Below are 16,943 nucleotides of genomic sequence, written 5' to 3'. Positions count from 1 at the left end.
TCCTTTTCTCACTTTCTTACATAATTTGGCTCAAAAACTTGAAGTTCTTGCGAATGAGCAATGAGCTTGCGAGCCTCATCTTTATCCTTGATTTCGCCCGTTGCTATCATCTGAACAGCTAAATTGCCAATTGCAGTAGCCTCGCTTGGTCCAGCGTAAACTGACAGGTCGAGCGTATCTGCTATCAATTGATTCAGCAATCGCACATTGCTACCCCCACCTACGATATAAAGAGCGTTGATTTTTTTTCCTAACACTTCCTCGATATGCCCGAGTTCTTTCTGGTAGCACTTTACAAGACTAGAATACACACAATTGGTCAGCTCGCCAATTGTTTTTGGCACTACTTGCCCAGTTTTTCGACATTGCTCCTGAATCGTTTCAATCGTATTTTCTGGATTGGTAAAAATTGGGTCATTGACATCAATGATTGAGGTAAAAAACGGTGTTTCTTTGGCAAATGTTGCCATTTGAGCAAAGGTGTATTTTCCATTTTCATACAATCGCTGAATTTCTTGCACAATCCAAAGCCCCATAATATTTTTCAGCACACGATACGTTCCATATGCTCCCCATTCATTTGTGAAATTGTAGTCATACCCTAATTCCGTCACGATTGGTGTGTTTGTTTCAATACCAATTAACGACCATGTCCCGCTTGAAAGATATGCCCAATTTTTCTCTGGGAAAATAGCTGGCACACCGACTACCGCACTTGCCGTGTCATGTGTTGCTACCGTTATCACTTTTGCTTTTGGTAAATCATACTCTTCTTGCCATTTGTCCAAAACTTCACCTAATAGCTCACCCGCACTTACTAGCGGAGGAAATAAATTTTCCTCTACTCCCACTTTCTCTAAAAGATGTGAGTCAAGTCGTCTTTCGTGAATGTTTAACAATTGCGTTGTCGAAGCATTCGTTTCTTCCAAAACCATTTTTCCACTCAAGACATAAGCGATATAATCTGGAATCAATAATAACTTATCCGCTTTTTCTAAAAGCTCACGTTCTTCGGTAAATAATTGATAGAGCGTGTTAAACTCCAAAAATTGAATCCCCGTCCGCTTATAAATTTCTTCTTTTGAAATGCTCTGGCAAAATTCTTCTATTTTATTTTGCGTACGTTTGTCACGATAGCTAATCGAATCCGCAAGACGCTCACCAATTTTATCGAGCAAGACATAATCAATTGCCCACGTATCAATTCCTATAAAACATTCCTCAATTCCTTGTCTTTTCGCTTTTTCCAATCCAAGAAAAATTTGCTGAATTAGAAAATCAAGTCCCCAACGTTCATGACCATTGACAAAAGAAAAACTATTTTTAAAACGATGAATTTCATTAATTGTAAGTTTTCCGCTTTCCACTTTTCCATGAATTAAGCGACCGCTACTTGCTCCGATATCAATCGCAATATAATCTCGCATAATTTCAACCTTCTTTGCTTTTCTGTTTCTAGCTATGAACGGCACGGCTCACTACCACAGACTTCAAACCGCCCCTCTTTGCTTTTCTTTTCACTCTTTATTTTACCTTTATCGAAATCGTTTACAATATTTTATATTTATGGATTTTGTATCAGATATACAGATGATAGATTTTTTCTTTTTTATTTACATTTGCCTACTTTTCTGTGATAAAATAAAAAAAACGTGAGTTCTATGTATATAAAAAGAGGGAGGAAACTATAATGCCATTACACAAAATTGCCGAAGAATATCTGCTTTCTTTTACCAATATCGAAAAAAAACAACGAGAAACAAAATGCTTAGTGCCAGATTTTGAACGATCCAAACTTGCCGCAAGCAATGAGAAAGATATTCGACTTTTAAATCACTTTTTCCTAAAAAATAACCGAATTTCGATTAGTAAACACAATCGTTTTGCCGATTATCCAGAACATAGTCATGAATTTTTAGAGTTAAACTATCTTTTAAGAGGACATTGCAAGCAAACCATTAACGGCGAGCCATTTGAGCTAAAAAAAGGGGATATTCTTTTATTTGACAAAAATTGTAAACACTCTATTTTCGCACTTGACGAAGAAGATATTTTGATTAATATTATTTTCCCGCAAGATAAATTAGATTTGGACTGGATGTTTAGTTTAAAGAAAGAAAACAATACACTGTTTCATTTTCTTATACAAGATTTTTCTTGTCATGCCAAAGGGAAATTCATTCATTTTAAAGCAAGCGAAAACGAAGATTTACAGGAAATTCTTTGCCAAATGATTAATAAATATTTCACAGATTCTGCTTTTTCCTACGATATTTTAAAATTTTATATCCCTATTTTATTTATGGAATTAATCGGAAACACACGCTACGAAATCGTTGGTGGCTTATGTAAGGAAACAAATAATGAAATCACTTTCCAATGCTTTAAATTTATTGAAGAAAATTATCAAGATTTAACCCTTGAAACACTCGCAAAACTCGTTGGTTACAATAAAAATTATTTGTCCAATTTCTTAAAAGTAAAAACAGGCAAAACATTTACCGAACTAATCAATCAAGAAAAACTTCGTCATGCCGTTTTTCTCCTTGAAACCACCTCACTTTCCGTTCAACACATATGTGACGCAACTGGTTTCAGTAGCAGAAATTACTTCTACCGAGTGTTCTGTGAACAATTCCAAATGACCCCAATGATCTACCGTAAACAAAAAAGAAAAGCGTAGTGGGGCGAGTTGAAGTCTGTGGTCGTGAGCCGTGCCGTTTACTTGAGACTAGGACAAAATTCAAAATTTAACCTAAATGAAACAATCTAACAATAGAAAAATCGCATGAAATCCACATTTGAGAAAATGAAATTTCTGCGATTTTTCTATTGTTGCTAGTTTTGTTCCAACGTACGCACTTTTAGAGCTTTTAAAGATACCATGAAGTATTCTATGGCATTTCAATCACTTCATCAAAAAGTTGCTTGTCTTTTTCCGTCAAATGATGTAAAACAGCTACGACTGTTTTATTCGTTTTGGATAAAATTTCAAGTATCTTTTGCGTGTTTTCATCATCCATTGCTGAAGTTGGCTCATCAACTATCAATAGTTCTCTATCAGAATATAACGCTCTGGCAATCGTGGTCAACATAGATTCGCCACCACTCAATTCTTGTGCTTGTTTACTTCTTAATTGTTCAAATTTCTCGCCAAAACATAGCTCACCAACTTTTTCCAAATGATCGTCGTTCTTTTTGTCAAATGAAATTATGTTTTCTTCCACACTTCCTTTGTATAACTTCACTTTTTGAGAAACATAGCCTGTTATTCCATTGAGGTTATTTGTGGCAAGTGAAACATCATCTACCTTAATATCTCCCTCAAAGCTTGCAATTTCACTTATGAGCAATTTCAATAACGTTGATTTCCCACTTCCATTTTTTCCTGTAATCAAATATTTTTTTCCTTTTTCCATCACAGAAGAAAGTTCGCCAATCGTTTTTTCTTGAAAATTGACCGATACATTTTCTAAAGTTATCTTTTCAAACGATTCTGCTTGTGTATTCTTCGTATTTTTCGAGAAAAGCAAAACGTCATTTTCTTTTCGGATTTCTTTTGTCGCATAAAGCTCCGTCAAAATATCTGACAACCAAAAAATCGGCGTTGTAATCGTTTCAACAGACTGCGTAATTGCCAAAAGTTCTGCAAAATCAAGCTCTTTTCTGCTAATTAACAGAAACCCTATCAACAAAAGTCCAACCTGAATACTCCAAAGACACGCATCATTTACCACTTCAATCACGCTTTGATAATGACGATTTTTGAAAAAATGATGACTCATTTCTTCATTTTCTGTGTGAAATCTTTTTGACAACCGTTTGCCAATACCAAAAATTTTCATCACTGCAACTTGCTCAAACACATCTTGCAACACATGGATAATTCCCTCTTGCGAATCATTGTAACGCTTTTGTGTCTGTGCAATTTTCTCCGCAAAAAACTTCGTTACCCCAAATGAAATACAGGTAATCACCACCAAAAACACCCAAATTCGCCAGTCAATATTCAAAATAACAATCGAACCAAGAAAAAAAGAACAGACAAAATAAAGCAAGCTCTCTATGGAACCTAAATAGTTACTGACGACAAGTGGGTTGTCTGTTGTAAAAATTTTGATGATTTTGCTTGTTGGGTACTTTTCCACTAATTCACTTAGCGAAAAACGTTGAAATGTTTTATACATTTGCTCATTCATCTTTTCAAGCGAAGTCGCAAAAAAGCGATTTTTTATAAATTGCGAAATGAAATTCATCCCCACAATACTCCCCAACACCAATAGATTCACAAAGAACAAATAGAAAAATGTTCCATTTTCATTTTTGATATAATCTGAGTCAAATAAGACAAGAAGTGAAAATACTGGGCGATAGCTAGCAAAGAGAATCGTAGCTATTAACCAGAGGAAGAGATATTTTTTGTTATTTTTTCGTAAGAATTTTAGCATTTTTTTACCCTTTCTTTAAAAATTGTTTCTATCATGAAATACGGATTGAAATTTTATCAAATTTTGTTTGTTGCTGTTTTTTATAAGGAAATCAAATTGCCTATTGAATGGGTGTTATCAAGAAAAATTCAAAGCAAAAAACGTTAGCAAGCAACGTAGAATCCTTCAAGTTTCTAATAGAGTTCTTTAGCCATGACAACAATATTTTCATGATGTCTAAAGGATCGAAACCCTTGCTTTTCCCAAAATTTTAATGCTTTTAAATTGTTTGTAATCACTCCTAATTGTACCGTTTTATAACCACTCAATTTTGCACTAGATAGGATTCCAGTCACAATTTTTGTCCCAATGTTTTTCCCTTGTTGTTCTTTGTCAATTAGCAAAAGTCCAATCCAAATAGTGTTTGGATCTGGATAGGATTCAATAACATCTACTACTGCCACTATCTTATTTTTTTGAGAAAGACAGAAGTATTGTTTTTGCTTAAGATCACAATTAGGTGGTAAAGCAGTTATATCTTTTATACTTTCTTCATAAGTTGCCTCACTGCCTTGTGTCAATAGAAAATAATCATGATTTTGACTATATATCTCAAATACTTTAGAAAAATTGTCATTAGTTATTTTTTCTATTTTGTATTCACTTAAAAAATGCCTTATTTTATGTAGCAACATCTGCAACGCTCCTTATACTAATTTAAAATAAGAACCTAACCATTTGTGATAAATGTGAATTTTTATCCTTTTTTGCAAAGAGCTTTACATCATTCGATACCCTCTATCATCTGCAATTTCAATCATTTTTCTTCCATCAATAGAGACAACTGAAAAAAAATTAATTTCCCTAAAATTGTTGGAATCCCTATATTCTGGAAAATCTGATGTTATCACGGATTGAAGAAGTTCCAAAAAATTTACTTGATAAAAAGAGGCTTTAAAAAATGTGCGATAAAATAGAAAGTTTTCTCCTTCTTCATCTACTTCTTTGTATATTGAAGTCTCATATGGCTGAATATTCTTTTTGAAAAAAATACTCAAATCCACCTCGCTTTTTTCTGTTGAAAAAATAATTTGAACTTCTTCATCAGAACGAAATAATTGATTCAATGATTCTTCAAGTAGATTTTTTCGTCTAATTAATTCAACCATATCTATTTCGTCTACCGGATCTGAAAAAGTTATAAGTGAACTTTTTCCAGATAAGTTCGATGAAAGTAAATTATAATTATTAGAATAAAGCTCCACTACATTCATTTTCCTACCACCGTTGCATTTCATCGTTCTTATATTATATTTACGAAAGATTTATCCCCCACTTAATGTATATAAATATAACAATAGCCAATATCAAAAGTGCAAAGAGCCAGATTCCAAGCCATTCTAATTTCGTGTGTTTTTTTCTCTTGTTTTGTTTACCGATTTAAAAATATCAATTATCCACACTCTCAACCACAAATAAAGTGAACCAATTAAAATAAGCAATATCAATCCTACCAATATCCACGCTAATATCATATCATAATCTCAATTCTATACAATCATTATTTTTTCACTAGATCTTTTTCTTCACTAATTGCCAATTAAATATTCCTGACAAGTACTTACTCTTAGAACGTGTTTACGGTTATCGAATCATAAAATTAAAAATGGAAGCTGTTGGTTGCCTTCTCGAAAGTTCTGTATAGAAAGCAACGACCTCTTTAGAAAGTTCTCCTTTCAAAGCTAATGGCGACAGTTCAAATTTTAATTGAAAAACAACTTTATCAAAATAAACATCCTTTTCTAAATCTAACAGATACTTATGAAGTAGCTTTTTTTCTACAACAGTTATACTTGGTTGAAGCGACAACGTCTTTATTTCTTCTTTTAATTGAGTATATTTATCTCTTTTTTTCATCATTTTTGATACAAGTCTCATTTTATTACTTCTTCCTCAAAAGATATCCCGTCCTCTACTGCAGTTCACTTAATTGATTCAATAATGTATTTCATCATCTTTTAACTGCTCTGCCCTTGCAACTAAAGAAGAATCGCCTCGAGGTAATTCCCCATATTTATTGTGCGATAAACCAATTATCGGCAATATAGCATTACTTCCAATAATAATCATGGCTATCTTAACTACAAATTTCTTTTTGTTCATAAAAAAATCCCCCCTAAATTTTATGAACAAATACTAACACGATTTCTCCGTAAATGAATAATAGAATGCTCAAATTTAAACTTACAATTTTGTAAGTTTCTAATTTCTTTTGGAACTTCATTTATGGGCATCTCTAAAAACTCTGGTTAAGCCAAAACTAGCACTTTTGGATAAGCGAGAGTTTTCAGAGTTCTCCAGATATTACTTTTTTATACACTTACAGTATAAGTCATAAAGATTTCTCTTTTGCGAATGTTCTTGGTACTTCAATTTTACCAGAGAAACTATTTTTTGTGCAAAAAAAATAGAAAAAAGTTGAGAGGAATAGATGAATTTTCTATTCCTCCCAACTTCTTTATTTTTACGCCTTCAAGAAACGTCTCATCGAAATAATTGACCCAAGAGAACCAATCACAATACCAATGATTGCTAGAAGTGGTGCTACTTGGAGGATAAAGCTATTTACAGACATAATTTTGTAGTCACTTTGTGCAAGAGTACGCATTAGAACGCTATATATTTTAGGGTAACCTAACACAACAAGTGCTACGGGGATAATCGCTCCAATCATGCCAATCCATGCTCCTTCAAGAAAGAACGGCCAGCGGATAAATCCATTTTTCGCTCCAACAAGACGCATGATTTGAATTTCTCTTTGACGAGAAATAATCGTAATCCGAATAGTATTGCTAATCAAAAAGACTGCTACAAAGAGTAAAAGTGCTGCTGCTGCAAAGCCCCAAAGTCGCACATTACTTGAAAACTTCAAAAGCTTTTCTGTTTTCATGCCACCATAATCTGCTTTTTGCACGTGTTCTAACGCACTTGCTTTTTTTGCAACCGCATCAATCACTTTCTGCTTATCTTTTTTACTATCCGGCTTCGTTGAAAGAATGAATACATCATAAAGCGGGTTAGCGTCCCCTTCAATCATTTTCCACTCTTTCCCCATTGCTTTCAATATCTTTTTGTATTGTTCATCTTTACTTGAAAATGTGACCTTTTCCACATTTGGAATTTCTTTCAATTCCTTTTCCAAGCTATCCATTTCCTTTTGCTTTGTTCCTGTAACAACATAGACATTCACATTCACGTCATTTTCTATGTCTTGGGCAAGGTTTTGCACATTTAATATTACACCCAAGAAAATCCCAACAAGTATTAGCGTAATCGTAACAGCACTCGTCGAGGCAAGTGTCATCCACCCATTACGCTTCAGGCTTTTTAAGGATTCACCTAAATGTCTGAAAAATGTTCTAATCATCGTAGCCATACTCTCCTTCGTGGTCATCGCGGACAATTCGTCCATTTTCTACTGCAAGCACACGGTGACGCAATGTATTTACTATTTGAGAATTATGTGTCGCCATCACTACCGTTGTACCTTGTAAGTTGATACGCTCCAATAAATTCATGATTTCCCATGAGTTCTCAGGGTCAAGATTTCCAGTTGGTTCGTCTGCAATCAACACTTTTGGTGTGTTCACAATCGCACGAGCAATCGCCACACGTTGCTGTTCCCCACCTGAAAGTTCGCTCGGAAACATCCGCACTTTGTGTTTCAACCCTACAAGGTCTAACACTTCCATTACACGTCGCTTGATTTCACGAGGCTTTTTACCAATTACTTGCATTGCATACGCAACATTTTCATAAACAGTTTTCTTTGGAAGTAATTTATAATCTTGAAACACCACGCCAATTTCACGGCGAAGTAGGGGAACATCACGATTTTTCACTTTAATTAAATCCCAGCCTGCAACGTTAATTTTCCCTTTGCTTGCCTTTTCTTCTCGGTACATCAATTTAATAAATGTAGATTTCCCCGCACCACTCGGGCCAACTACATAGACAAATTCTCCTTGTCTGATATTGACAGAAAGATTTCTAAGAGCTGTTGTGCCGTTAGAATATTTCTTTGCAACATCTTTCATTTCAATCATTGCCATGAGAGTAATTCTCCTTCTTGTAACATTGTTTTTATTTTTCCATTGAACCATTTTTCTGGCAAAACGTGTGCGTCTCACTCCGCATTTTCAAAGTCCTTACGATTATAGCACGAGTTTATATGTCTTGCACACTAGACAGATTACAGTTACATTTCAATTTCGTGAAAACTTCACTACCTTACAGTTGCATTTTCAAATACGCATCAATAAATCCGTCTAAATCTCCGTCCATTACAGAGTTCACATTGCCTGTCTCATAGTTGGTTCTATGGTCTTTTACCATAGAGTATGGATGAAACACATAGGAACGGATTTGAGAACCCCAGCCAATTTCAAGCTGTTCCCCTTTTAGACTTGCCGCTTCCTGTGCTTTTTTTTCCATTTCAAGCTGATAAAGTTTTGCTTTTAACATACTCATCGCTTGGTCTCGGTTTTTAAATTGCGAACGTTGTGCTTGTGATTGTGTTACAATCCCTGTCGGAATGTGGGTAATTCTGACCGCCGAACTTGTTTTATTAATATGTTGCCCACCAGCACCACTTGCCCGAAAAACATCCACTTTCAAATCGTCCGGATTGATGTCGATTTCCACATTGTCATCTAACTCTGGCATAATGTCCACCGAGCAAAACGAAGTGTGCCGTCTACTTGCTGAGTCAAACGGTGAAATACGCACCAACCGATGCACTCCTTTTTCACTACGAAGATAACCATAAGCATTATGCCCTTTTATCAAAAGCGTCACGCTCTTAATCCCCGCCTCGTCTCCTGCAAGATAATCGAGTGTCTCAACTGTAAAACCATGTTTTTCTGCCCAACGTGTATACATTCTAAGCAACATACTTCCCCAATCTTGACTTTCCGTTCCACCAGCACCCGGATGAAGTTCCAAAATCGCATTATTTTTATCGTACGGCTCATTCAAAAGCAAATCAAGCTCATAGCTTGTGATTTTCTCTTGCAAATGCTCCATGCGTTCTTCCAATTCCGTTTGTAAATCCTCATCATCATCTTCTTCTTGCATTTCAAGCATTAAAAAAAGTTCCTCTAGCTCATTTTGCATTGCCAAAAATGTGTCATACGTCATTTTCAACACATTGGTCGCATCAATTAATTTTTGAGCTGCCTCATTATCATTCCAAAAATCAGGATGACTCATTTCATGCTCATTGGTTGCAATTTCTTCTTCCAAATGGTCGAAGTCAAAGAGACCTCCTAAAACTTGTTATCGTCGAAGAAAATTCTCCTAGTTTTGATTTTATTTCTGAAAGTTCCATAATACAAATCCTCCGTTATTTTATTGCTTAATATTACCAACACTTCACTATACCATACTTTAAGGGATTCTTCATCAAAAAAAAGCCAACTCTCAAAATAAAATGAAAGTTAGCTTTTGCTTTATTTGTGATTGTTTAGTTGACTTCTTCTGTTTTTGATATATAATAAAAATAGAAAGAACGACCGATTAAAAGTCGGTGGCTTGGTATTTAGTCAATATAGACCGTTTAACCTGCCAAAGTTAAGAACGGTCTATTTTTTATTGCCTAATTTGATTAAGGCAACGACTAGGTTTAGCAACCCAACAATAAATGTTCCAAAAAGAAACATTAATTGAAAGGTCTCAACCACTGTCATAAATTGCTTTTCCTTTCTGTAAGTTCTGAGTGTTAGAGATTTCTCCCATAGGCACCACATCCTTTCAGATTGTACTAAGCCACCATTATTAAACTTTCGTTCTTCTACTAATCATTTTAATGTAAAAACTTTGATAAAACAAGCGTTTTCTTTTTGTCTAGCTGCGAGGGGCAGGTGTTGGGTCGCTGTTCGCAACAGCACTGGAAACTTCGTTTCCAGTAAATAAATGCTGTGGCTCACTACGACAAACTCCTGTTCGCCCCTCTCCGCTTTTCTTTTTGTCCAGCTACGAGGGGCTGAAGTCTGGCAACTGCTCACAATGTCGCTAGAAACTTACGTTTCTAGTAAATGAACGACAGTGTTCGCTGTTGCAGACTTCAAATCGCCCCTCTCGCTTTTCTATGTCTAGCTACGAGGGGCAGGAGTTTGGTCGCTGTTCGCAACAGCACTGGAAACTTCGTTTCCAGCAAGTAAATGCTGTGGCTCACTGCGACAAACTCCTGTTCGCCCCTCTTCGCTTTTCTTGACAATTGCCCTTTATTGTTTTTCAAGATAAAGTTTGTGCAAAGACGTGTAAAGCCAATACATCTCTTTTTCACCATAACCAATGTCCCAGAGAAAAGAATGTTGAATATTCGGCAATTCTTCTGTTACTATGCTACTTGAGTGAATGACCACATCATATTCTTCTGCTTTCTCAATTTGGAATGGTTCCAATTCTACAAAATTCAAGCGATTTAAAAAAACTTTCAAGTTGTTTTGCAAAATTGGATTGTTCTCTAATGCAATGCCTAGTTGCAATTTATTGATTGAGTCAAAATGAATCAAATACGGCAAAGTCATGTTTGTAAATCTACGAACAAAATGCCCTTGAGCAACCTGAAATTTTTCAAATTGTGGTTCTTTCAATGTTCGCTCGAAAAACTCCTTGTTTTTTTCAACTAATCGAATATATTCCTTGTTCTCTAAATTTACAGGAATCGTAAGCGACTCTAAATCTGGCAATGGATGTTCATAAACGTAATAGCTATACGCAATCGCAAGTAAATTCGCAGTTAAAACACGAAATTGATCTGGCGTCATTTGAAGTTTATTTTTATCAAAACTTTGTAAATATCTTTCGACTAGCTGAGTGACAACATGATTCTTTTGCTTTTTCAGGAAAATATCAATGATTTTTCCAATCATCACATCATTTACATCTGAATAACTATGCAAAATATAGACAAAGAAATAATAAAAATAAAGCTCATCCTCCATTTTTCCTTTCGGAATAAAAGGTAAATTGCCCAATATTTTACTTTCAAATAGCGGTGTTTCACTAAAAACACTAGAAAGTGCTACTTTTTTTTCTACAAAATGTCCCGTTTCCAAGCGAGCATTGGCAACGTAAAGACTCATCAAAAGTTGTTTGTGACCAATATAACTTTCTGTTTCATACCCAATTTCAATATTTCGCTGAAGCATTTGGTTCGCCAGCTCTTTATTGGCGAATTCTGGCGTGTCAATTCCACGTGAACCAATCCAAAAAAGGTAGCTAAAAATAATGCGAATCAACGCCTCTTCACCAATAAAATCAATCGGATTATAGTTGACTTTAATATCAAATTCCTTTAAAAAATCAATCAAATTTAGTAATTTACGATAAAGTGTCGACCGCCCAATGCCTTTTTCCTTACAAAAATCAATCACGTTGATTTCTCGACCTAAAAATACCGCCTCAATAAACTGATATGGCACCGTTTGTCGCCAAAGGTGAAAACGATATTTGTCTAGTTTCATTCTTTTTTCAGGAATCCTCACTTTTCCATTTCCAATTAATAATTTTTTCCATTGAGGATACATTTGCTCAATATCCTTATCAATTTCCCCGATTAATTTAGAAATTTGATGATAGGTCAGTGCGTGCTGCTCCGCAAAATAGTAAAGCTGATACTCGCCCGGCATAACCGTTGACAAAGAATGGAATACTTCCAATTTCATCTGCTCTGAATGCTCAAACATTAATTCATCAAAAAACATATTAGCCTCCAATCCTTTCTCTATTCTCGTTATCTCTATTATAAACAATTAAATTTTTTTTAACAATAGGGGATTTTAGAAGGTACTACCAAAATGGCAAAGGCAAGAAATATTCTGTTAAAAAACGAACGTTGTCATTTTGTTTTTCCTATCTTTTTGTATACTGTTCGCAAAAAAATCATAGAAAAGTTAATTTCTACGATTTTTTTCTTCGATTACTCTTGCGTTCTGCGATTGCGGTAAAGACTTGAGGAAACATAAAGATACCCCCAAATCGCACCGAAAACTTGTGGCACAAGCCAACAAACGACAAAAATAAAAACAAGCAAGTTAATCGTTGACCAACTATGTTCAAATAAATAATTTTTGTCTACTGTTGTTTCAAATATTACCGTTGTCACAAGTGTCAAACCATTTCCTAGTATCCAAGATTTTCTAGCTCTGATGATTTGAGCGAAAAACGCAAGGAAGAAGGTAATAAGTACAGATAAAACGAATCCTATCTCTAAAAAGTATGTATGTTCTATGTAAATGGCTAGCACTTCTGTTGGTAAAGAAAAACCTAACATCAACAAAAGTTTTAAAAGTATATGTTTCATATTTTGCACCTTTCTTCATTATAAAATTTAGTAGTTGTTTTTTTATGTGCTTGTTTCTTTTTTCTTTACGTTTTTTATAATATACCTATGTAAGCCAGAATACAAGTGTATCGCTCATTTGTTACTAAAAAGTAATAATTTCATTGTTATTTTACTGTTCATTTACCCCTCTATATTTGTTCTGTTACTTTTATCATTTATAGACAAACAAAAAGAAAACAGACCTCTTGTGAAATCTGCTTTCTTTTGAAATTCATTATATTCTTCTTTTTCAACGAAACTTCAATTACAAAATGAATATTTTCACAAAAACTTCATTTTTTCCACTCGCACTACCTTGTTCAAAGGAATCATAACGATACTTGTTACAAATGTCAAAAGAACTCCTTGAATTAAATTGAATGGGAGAACCATACCGATAATCCAATCTTTTAGTGTCATGCCGATTTTTGAAAGAGAAAAATTCGCAAAAACTTCGTACATTGGAATGGCATAGACATAGTTTAAAATTGCCATGGCAATCGTTAGAAGAACAGTGCCGAGGAAACCTCCGAGAATAAATCGTTTCATTGAGAAATACTCCTCGTTTTTTAGAAGGAACCAAATGGCTATCACGAAAATCCCCATTGCAATAATGTTCATCGGCAAACCGATCATTGTACCGACTCCTTCATTGAAAATTAGGAGTTTTAACACTGAACGGAGAATTAAAATCGCCATTGCAGAGGGAAGTCCTAGTATAAAGAGTCCAATTAAAATTGGAATAATGGATAAATCAATTTTCATAAAATCCCCTGTAAACCATAAGGGAAGCTGTAAAAACTGCATGAGCAATACAGAGATTGCAGAGAGAATAGCGATAAAAACAATACGTTTTGTTTGATTTTGGCTCATAGTAGAGTCCTCCTTAAATTTTAATCTCGTAAAAACGAGGGATGATTGTATTGTTCGCTCAGAATAATGGATACAAAAAAACCGTTCAACATAAAGAAGAACGGCTGAATGTACGTCAAAAAACGTAGAATTTGCAAAATACAAACTCTTAGCCATCTTCTTCCATCCAGACTATACTGTCGGTATCGGAATTGCACCGATTCAAACCAAACGGTTTCGCAGACTTTACTGCCGGTCGGGAATTACACCCTGCCCTGAAGACGAACATATTAAAATACAGATTTATTATAACACACTATCAACATCCGTCAAGTAAAAATTTCTTATAAGGAAAGCGAAGGTATGGCATTTAAATCTAAATTAGCAAAATTTCCTTTTTCTGCCTCGATAAATGCTGCTACACCAATCATTCCAGCATTGTCACCGCAAAGACGAATTGGCGGAATGATGAGTTTTACTTCTTCTTGCAATTGGGAAACTTCTTGCTCTAAGCGTTCACGCAAGCCCTGATTGGCTGCTACGCCTCCTGCTACGACTAGCGATTTTGCTGGGAATTTTTGCAAACATCTCATCGTTTTTTCTGCTAAAACATCAACTACTGCCGCTTGAAACGAGGCAGATAAATCAACTTTACTTAAAATTTCTTCACGTTGCTCAGCATTATGCACAGTATTGATAAATGCTGATTTTAAACCAGAAAAACTAAAATCAAAATTATCTTCGTTCATCATTGCACGTGGGAAATGAAAAGTGTCGTCTCCAATATGTGCCAGTTCATCAATTTCCTTGCCACTTGGGTATTTTATTCCCATTACACGTCCTACTTTGTCATACGCCTCACCTGCTGCATCATCTCGTGTTTCGCCAACAATTTCATATTTCCCGTCATTTTCCATGTAAACAAGCTCAGTATGTCCACCACTAACCAAAAGTGCCAAAAGTGGAAATGCCAATTTCGCCTCAACTTTTGCTGCATAAATATGCCCTGCCATGTGATTGACTGGAATAAGCGGTATTTGGTTTGCCCACGCAAATGCTTTTGCCGCACACACTCCAATCAATAATGCTCCAACAAGCCCCGGACCATACGTTACCGCAACCGCAGAAAGCTCCTCCGCACGAACATCCGCCTCCGAAAGTGCCTCATCAAGCAACAGCGTAATCTGCTCCACATGATGACGACTAGCAACTTCTGGAACAATCCCGCCAAAACGTTGATGACTCTTCACTTGACTCGCCACAACATTGCTTAGCAATTTCTCCCCATTTTCCACAACTGCCACACTTGTTTCATCGCAGCTTGTTTCAATAGCTAAAATCAATTTTCTCTCTTTATTCTCAAAAATATTCATTTACTTCTTCCATTCTTTGTTTAATTAAAAATTTTTTTTGGGATTTATAGCAATTTTTTCTGCATCACGATTGCGTTTTCTACTGGAGAATGGTAATAATTTTTTCGCTCAGATATTTTTATAAACCCTTCTTTTTCATAAAAAACACGAGCGATTTCGTTGCTTTCTCGCACTTCCAAAAATAATAAGACGGCTTGTTCATTTTTTAGTTCATTATATAAAACGTGTAATAATTGCTTGCCAATTCCTTTGGATTTTGCTTGATTTAAAACAGCAATATTGACAACTTCTGCCTCGTCCAGCACTTTTGTATAGCTCAAAAAACCTAGAATCTCCTCTTTATCCATATATAAAAGGTAGGTTTCATATTTAAAACTGTGCAAAAATTGTTCCTTTGTGTAAGGCGATGCCGTAGCAAAACTTTCGTTGGCTAAATTATATATTTTTTCAGCAAGAAATTCTTTTGTCAAATTGCTTTCATCAAGTGAGATAATCATGACAAATTCTCCAATGGATAAACCATTACCAAGCCATCTTCTTGACTTTCGTAATAATTTTTCATTATTTTTTGTGATTCAAAACCAAATTTTCGATAAATCATCTGTGCGTGCTTGTTTTCAAAACGAACTTCCAAGCTCATTTGACTCGCATGACTTCGTTTGGCAAAACGTTTCATCTCGTTTAAAAGAAAAGTTGCAATCCCCTTGCCTTGAAATTCCCGCTCTACTGCCAAATTCGTGATATGGGCATCCTTATTTTTTATTCGACAACCGATAAACGCAATTACTTTTTCTTCATGCTCCACAACTAAATATAAATGCGGAAGACGATTTTTCATTTCAAAAGCAAATGCTGAATGTGTCCAAGGAACATCACCGTCATAAACACTCCGCTCTACCGCAAGCATTGAGCGAATATCTCCATGTTCTGCCTTGCGAATCGTGCAAGTAAGATGTTTAAACTCACGTATTTGTTTCGTAAAAATTGTCTCCTTTGAAAATTGGATTGGAAAGAAAGATTTAAATTTTCTCCACATAATTTTCGTCCTCAAACGTCCCTTTCTGTCCGTTTTTCTCTAGCCATTTCTCCTCTGCCTCAACACGTTTCAAATAATTTGGCAAAAAGTTATGCACATCACTTGGAGTTTTTTCTGCCCCAAGTTTCGCCAAAATCGCTGCATGAGGAATATTTTGATACTCATCTTCCATTATTTCTGCATGAGGAAAATGTGCTAAAATTTCCTCTTTAAATCGGAAACTATCCCCTAAAAAGTACAATTGTTCATTTCCCCATTTGGCTAATTCATTCAAAAATTGTTCGACGGAAATATGTCTATCTTCCATTGGTTGCAGAACATTTATACCGTCTGTGTTGAAAACTCCAACATAAACGTTGTTCCTTCGAGCATCAATCATTGGGATTGCCAGTCCGTGAATGCTCAGCACATTGCACGCTAAAACTTCTAGTGTTGAAACCCCTACAAGTTCAATATTTAACGCATAGGCAAGTGTTTTTGCTGTCGTTACTGCAATCCGTATACCTGTATAACTTCCCGGGCCTACTGACGTGACAATACGTGTCAAATCTTTCGGTACCCAGCCAACCGACTGCAAGAGACGGTCAATTTCTGGCATAAGCGTAAGACTGTGATTTTTCTTGATATTCAATATACTCTCAGCCAACACGTGACCGTCTTCCCACAGAGCAACGCTCAAAGATTGATTGCTTGTATCCATTGACAAAATTTTCATAATGCACCTTTTTCTAAAATGTATGTTCTTAATCTCTATTTTACCAAAAAAAATTGGGAAAAGCAGTAGTTTTTAAGAAAACTATGCTTTCATACAAAAAAACTAAAGAAAATCAACCGTTCGCCGATTCTCTTTAGCTCTTTTCAAATTT

General features: G+C 35.3%; 20 protein-coding genes and 1 riboswitch. Of the genes, 1 reads left to right on the top strand and 19 read right to left on the bottom strand.

Translation table 11 applies throughout. From position 1 onward, the window contains the following. Positions 1–8 precede the first annotated feature (8 nt). The gene (gene rhaB, locus B5D30_RS01680; protein ID WP_078806296.1) at positions 9–1,427 is read right to left on the bottom strand and encodes a rhamnulokinase; all 1,419 of its coding nucleotides are present in this window, start codon (positions 1,425–1,427) and stop codon (positions 9–11) included. 263 nt (positions 1,428–1,690) lie between these two features. Here rhaB and B5D30_RS01675 point away from each other — a divergent pair, with 263 nt between their 5' ends. Further along, positions 1,691–2,683 (top strand): AraC family transcriptional regulator, encoded by a 993-nt coding sequence (locus tag B5D30_RS01675; RefSeq protein WP_078806295.1) that lies wholly within the window; start codon positions 1,691–1,693, stop codon positions 2,681–2,683. 211 nt (positions 2,684–2,894) lie between these two features. Here the strand turns inward: B5D30_RS01675 and B5D30_RS14035 are convergent, their stop codons facing one another. From B5D30_RS14035 to tsaB, 18 genes are all read right to left on the bottom strand, one after another. Continuing rightward, the gene (locus tag B5D30_RS14035) at positions 2,895–4,448 is read right to left on the bottom strand and encodes an ATP-binding cassette domain-containing protein (protein ID WP_078806294.1); all 1,554 of its coding nucleotides are present in this window, start codon (positions 4,446–4,448) and stop codon (positions 2,895–2,897) included. A 173-nt stretch (positions 4,449–4,621) separates the two neighbouring features. Continuing rightward, positions 4,622–5,122 carry a GNAT family N-acetyltransferase gene (locus tag B5D30_RS01665; RefSeq protein ID WP_078806293.1) on the bottom strand — a complete coding sequence of 167 codons (501 nt, stop codon included), beginning with the start codon at positions 5,120–5,122 and terminating at the stop codon, positions 4,622–4,624. Between the two features lie 84 nt (positions 5,123–5,206). Next, on the bottom strand, positions 5,207–5,701 hold the full coding sequence (locus tag B5D30_RS01660; RefSeq protein WP_078806292.1) for a hypothetical protein: 495 nt from the start codon (positions 5,699–5,701) through the stop codon (positions 5,207–5,209). A gap of 370 nt (positions 5,702–6,071) precedes the next feature. Then, the gene (locus tag B5D30_RS01655; protein WP_078806291.1) at positions 6,072–6,365 is read right to left on the bottom strand and encodes a bacteriocin immunity family protein; all 294 of its coding nucleotides are present in this window, start codon (positions 6,363–6,365) and stop codon (positions 6,072–6,074) included. A gap of 57 nt (positions 6,366–6,422) precedes the next feature. After that, positions 6,423–6,590: a hypothetical protein gene (locus B5D30_RS13410; protein WP_159443167.1), complete on the bottom strand. Its 168-nt coding sequence runs from the start codon at positions 6,588–6,590 to the stop codon at positions 6,423–6,425. A gap of 361 nt (positions 6,591–6,951) precedes the next feature. Then, the gene (gene ftsX / locus B5D30_RS01650) at positions 6,952–7,854 is read right to left on the bottom strand and encodes a permease-like cell division protein FtsX (RefSeq protein ID WP_200806695.1); all 903 of its coding nucleotides are present in this window, start codon (positions 7,852–7,854) and stop codon (positions 6,952–6,954) included. Further along, complete coding sequence (gene ftsE / locus B5D30_RS01645) at positions 7,847–8,539, bottom strand: cell division ATP-binding protein FtsE (RefSeq protein WP_327442527.1); 693 nt, start codon at positions 8,537–8,539, stop codon at positions 7,847–7,849. The genes ftsX and ftsE overlap by 8 nt, the downstream gene beginning before the upstream one ends. Positions 8,540–8,717: 178 nt before the next feature. Continuing rightward, a protein-coding gene (prfB, locus tag B5D30_RS01640) for a peptide chain release factor 2 (RefSeq protein ID WP_407675485.1) occupies positions 8,718–9,816 on the bottom strand; the annotation gives its coding sequence in 2 pieces (ribosomal slippage) (positions 8,718–9,743 and positions 9,745–9,816; 1,098 coding nt in all). 253 nt (positions 9,817–10,069) lie between these two features. Beyond that, complete coding sequence (locus B5D30_RS14435; RefSeq protein ID WP_159443166.1) at positions 10,070–10,174, bottom strand: putative holin-like toxin; 105 nt, start codon at positions 10,172–10,174, stop codon at positions 10,070–10,072. A 111-nt stretch (positions 10,175–10,285) separates the two neighbouring features. Further along, complete coding sequence (locus B5D30_RS13065) at positions 10,286–10,492, bottom strand: hypothetical protein (protein ID WP_144399443.1); 207 nt, start codon at positions 10,490–10,492, stop codon at positions 10,286–10,288. Positions 10,493–10,551: 59 nt separating this feature from the next. Next, positions 10,552–10,725, bottom strand: coding sequence for a hypothetical protein (locus B5D30_RS13400; RefSeq protein ID WP_159443165.1), 174 nt, complete (start codon positions 10,723–10,725; stop codon positions 10,552–10,554). Beyond that, a complete protein-coding gene (locus B5D30_RS01630) occupies positions 10,712–12,196 on the bottom strand; it encodes a helix-turn-helix domain-containing protein (RefSeq protein WP_078806287.1) in 1,485 nt (494 codons plus the stop codon). Before B5D30_RS01630 ends, B5D30_RS13400 begins: the two co-directional genes overlap by 14 nt. A 215-nt stretch (positions 12,197–12,411) precedes the next feature. Continuing rightward, a complete protein-coding gene (locus B5D30_RS01625) occupies positions 12,412–12,795 on the bottom strand; it encodes a hypothetical protein (RefSeq protein WP_078806286.1) in 384 nt (127 codons plus the stop codon). A 303-nt stretch (positions 12,796–13,098) separates the two neighbouring features. Next, on the bottom strand, positions 13,099–13,689 hold the full coding sequence (locus B5D30_RS01620; RefSeq protein ID WP_078806285.1) for an ECF transporter S component: 591 nt from the start codon (positions 13,687–13,689) through the stop codon (positions 13,099–13,101). Between the two features lie 150 nt (positions 13,690–13,839). Further along, a riboswitch (FMN riboswitch) is annotated at positions 13,840–13,955 on the bottom strand. A gap of 57 nt (positions 13,956–14,012) precedes the next feature. Then, positions 14,013–15,041 carry a tRNA (adenosine(37)-N6)-threonylcarbamoyltransferase complex transferase subunit TsaD gene (tsaD, locus tag B5D30_RS01615; RefSeq protein ID WP_078806284.1) on the bottom strand — a complete coding sequence of 343 codons (1,029 nt, stop codon included), beginning with the start codon at positions 15,039–15,041 and terminating at the stop codon, positions 14,013–14,015. A 44-nt stretch (positions 15,042–15,085) separates the two neighbouring features. Further along, the gene (gene rimI, locus B5D30_RS01610) at positions 15,086–15,538 is read right to left on the bottom strand and encodes a ribosomal protein S18-alanine N-acetyltransferase (protein WP_078806283.1); all 453 of its coding nucleotides are present in this window, start codon (positions 15,536–15,538) and stop codon (positions 15,086–15,088) included. Further along, on the bottom strand, positions 15,535–16,077 hold the full coding sequence (gene rimI, locus B5D30_RS01605; protein WP_078806282.1) for a ribosomal protein S18-alanine N-acetyltransferase: 543 nt from the start codon (positions 16,075–16,077) through the stop codon (positions 15,535–15,537). Before rimI (B5D30_RS01605) ends, rimI (B5D30_RS01610) begins: the two co-directional genes overlap by 4 nt. Continuing rightward, a complete protein-coding gene (gene tsaB / locus B5D30_RS01600; RefSeq protein WP_078806281.1) occupies positions 16,061–16,792 on the bottom strand; it encodes a tRNA (adenosine(37)-N6)-threonylcarbamoyltransferase complex dimerization subunit type 1 TsaB in 732 nt (243 codons plus the stop codon). Before tsaB ends, rimI (B5D30_RS01605) begins: the two co-directional genes overlap by 17 nt. Positions 16,793–16,943 lie beyond the last annotated feature (151 nt).

It is taken from the genome of Pilibacter termitis, assembly GCF_900167335.1.
GTDB lineage: Bacteria > Bacillota > Bacilli > Lactobacillales > Streptococcaceae > Pilibacter > Pilibacter termitis.
Note: the sequence above shows the minus strand (reverse complement) of the source record. Positions and strands in the feature narration are given on the sequence as shown.